A 3172-nucleotide genomic window follows, 5' to 3' on the forward strand; every position below is an offset into this window, starting at 1 on the left:
CGACGCAGCCAAAGGCCGCGGCACCGGTCGAAGTGAAGGAGGCCACCCAGCCACCCGCACAAGAGACCACGCCGCCGGCCGATGATGCCTTATTCGATCCCGCAGACGATGCAGGGCACCCGCCCGCCCCGGCTGCGTCGACCGAATCCGCGTTGCCAATCGAGCCCGCCGCGCCCGCCGCAACGGAAGCACCCGACACCGGCGCCGGTGAGACGCAGCAGGAAGCCCCGACCGAAACGCCAACGGAGACGCCGGACGAAAACCCAGCCGAACCAGGCGCGGAGACGCTGGAAGAGCCTGCCGCCGATGGGGTGGTGGAAGCCGAAACCGACCAGGCCGATCAGGACGATCAAACTGCCGGTGCGGCTGTTTCACCTGAAAGCGATAATCTTGTGCGGCTCGGACACGTCGAAGGCGTGCTTCACCGTATCCCGATATCGCTGGTTCTTGATCTCGCGGCTTCCAGCCTCGAACGAATCCGCTCGCTGCAGGGCAGCTTAGCGGTTCGCGATCTGAACGATAAGGTGCTGGCGACCGAAGGGCGGTGCGCTCCGGTTATCTTCGCGATGTCCGAAGACGGGAAAACGCCTTACCTGTTCTCGGGTATCGAGACGATCGCCGCCGCGATGAATGTTGAGCTTGACCATCTTGTTGTGTTAGTGATCGCCGCAGCGGACGCGGGGGCGGCTCAATCTTATCTGGCACAAGTGCCACATAACAAGCCAACCCCACAATCCGATGACGATCTGGTTCGGCAGGTTCTTTCCTACCGGCACGATTGATCCGCCTCGCCGGGCGTTAAGCGGTAGTCGCTTCGCCCGGCGTCAAGGGTAGTGGCAGGCACCCCGCCTTATCGGGTGCAAACGGATCGCCCACGGGACGGGCAGCGGCTCGCCAGCCTTACCGGCGCTCTCGCTTTCGTTTGCAACCTATAGCGGCCGATTTGCGGCCTGGGTCGGGGGGCCCATCATCATGTCCACCACTACCATTCCAAGCACGTCTAACGCAGCCATCAAGGTATGGTCGCGCAAAGCCTTCTCGGATGCCGTCAAAGCAACGATGTATGGCAAGATGACCGGTCAGTCGGATCGGTCGATCGTCCAGGTCAAGAGCGAACTTAAGAAGGATCGCGGCGACCGGATCACCTTCGGCCTGCGCTCGCTGCCCACCGGCATCGGCGTGCAGGACGACGAAACGCTGGAAGGCCAGGAAGAGGGCCTGGATTTCCGCGATTTCGCTCTGTACCTGGGCGAGAAGCGGCACGCCATCAAGGTCGATCTGAACCTGTCGGCGCAACGCACGATGTTCCAAGTCAAGCAGGAAGCAAAGGATGCCCTGCAGGAGTGGCTGGAAGACTACCTCGACACGACGTTCTTCGAGTATCTGAGCGGCATCGGCGTCGGCGCGGGCGGCGTTTCCAAGTATCACCCGCGCGGCTTCCTGGGCGGCAACGCCCTTCTCGCCCCGTCGAGCGATCGCATCATCTATGCCGGCACCGGCAACACGGCGCGCAACACCTTGGTCGTAACCGACACGATGACGCTTTCGGTTCTCGACAAGGCGGCGGAGCGCGTGAAGCTCGCCACCCCGACGATGCGCAAGGCGCAGTTCGACGGCAAGAGCCTCTGGGTGGTGGTGCTTCACCCCTACCAGGTGAACGATCTTCGCTCGAACACGTCGCCCGGCCAGTGGATGGATATCACCCGCGCCGTTGTGCAGGGTGGCAAGTCCAACCCGTTCGAGGGTGAGGTTGTCGGCGTCTATCGCGAAATGCTCATCCTTGAGAGCAGTCGCGTGCCGACCTTCGCGAACGGCGGTGCGGGCGGCAATCTGGCCGGTGCCCGCGCGCTCTTCCTGGGCGCGCAGGCTGCGGTGGTTGCGCACGGCAACGATACCGACGGTTGGGGCAAGATGCAGCTTGTCGAGCGCACGTTCGACTATGGCAAGCGCTACGGCGTCGCCGTCACGCTCATCTGGGGCATGGCAAAGACCCGCTTCAACAACCAGTCGGATTTCGGTTGCTTCGTGATCGAAACCTGCGCGGCGCAGCACAACTAATCGCGAGAGGGGCGGGCCATGGCCCGCCCCTTGGACGAACGGTTGATCCATTTACTCAGGATCTTGGAGTAAGATCATGGCTACGAACACCACCATCGCAATTCCCGCGACCCAGCTTAAGAGCCTGGACACGGGCCTGTATAACATCACCAGCAAGCCGGCGCTTCCGGGCGTCGCCAACGGTGATCGCATTGTGCTCATGACGTTCGGGCACGCCGCCCGCGTTTCTGCAGCGCACCTGCGCCAGACTGCCGCAATGGGCGCGGCTGCGACCATGAAGCTGCAGCGCAACAGCGGCGGCGTTTACACGGCCAGGCCCGCCGCCACCCCGGCGGCGACCGCCGGTAGCGTCGGCTCGGCCGCCATCGGACCGCTCGACTTCATCGCCGGCGACACGGTTGAAATCCTGGTCGGCGGCGGCGCCCTGACGGCGGGCATCGTTGAAGTGGACGTAATCGCCCAGCGCGCATAAGACGCGCTCTGGGGCCGAGGGGAGGGGTGGAGCGTGGCGATTACCTGGCAACAGGCGAGGGACAAAGTCCGGGGGGATCTTTGGAAACCTGGCCCATCAGCTATACCTGATGATGTTGTCGATCGCGCGATCCACTCCTCTTTGCTCAGTCTCGAACAGGGCCGCAAATGGCTCTGGCTCGAAAACCTCCTGCATACCGAGCCGGTCGAGGCCGACACGGCCGTAATCAAGCTGCCCGACGATTGCCGATCGGTCACCAGCCTCTCTTTCCAGCGCCAGAACGAAACCGCCTTTGATCCGCCGTTGGCGTTGATCGACCTGGCCCGCGCCCGCGCGCTGGCGTCTGGGTCTGATGGCGTGATCGGCTGGCCCAGCGCCTTCGCGTTTTCGTCCGGACAGGCGTACCTTGATTGCACTGTCGCCGCCGGCGCGACCTTCGATCTGGTCTATACGGCGCGCACGCCGCGCGACCTGGCATCGGCGGTAGGGGCCGACTTCAATGTCACGCTGGATCTGCATCAAGATATCGTGATCGCGGGAGCCGCCGCGAATGTGGCCATCTCCTTCCTCAAGAACGAAGGCGAGGCGTCGCGGCAACAGGCGAAATTCACCGCGGGAATGCTCCGCCTCGAAAACGAAGAG

Annotated in this window: 4 protein-coding genes; all 4 read left to right on the forward strand. The window is 63.5% G+C overall.

The features are described from left to right. Window positions 1–152 precede the first annotated feature (152 nt). Window positions 153–782: a hypothetical protein gene (locus ACOJSI_RS02855; RefSeq protein WP_420136747.1), complete on the forward strand. Its 630-nt coding sequence runs from the start codon at window positions 153–155 to the stop codon at window positions 780–782. 190 nt (window positions 783–972) lie between these two features. Next, the gene (locus tag ACOJSI_RS02860; protein ID WP_420136748.1) at window positions 973–2058 is read left to right on the forward strand and encodes a N4-gp56 family major capsid protein; all 1086 of its coding nucleotides are present in this window, start codon (window positions 973–975) and stop codon (window positions 2056–2058) included. A 76-nt stretch (window positions 2059–2134) separates the two neighbouring features. Next, window positions 2135–2530 (forward strand): hypothetical protein, encoded by a 396-nt coding sequence (locus ACOJSI_RS02865; protein WP_420136749.1) that lies wholly within the window; start codon window positions 2135–2137, stop codon window positions 2528–2530. 33 nt (window positions 2531–2563) lie between these two features. Further along, window positions 2564–3172, forward strand: a 609-nt coding sequence (locus tag ACOJSI_RS02870; protein ID WP_420136750.1) for a hypothetical protein, incomplete at its 3' end; no start/stop codon positions are given.

Origin of the sequence: Sphingomonas sp., from assembly GCF_048595155.1 — a bacterium.
Classification (GTDB): Bacteria; Pseudomonadota; Alphaproteobacteria; order Sphingomonadales; family Sphingomonadaceae; genus Sphingomonas_I.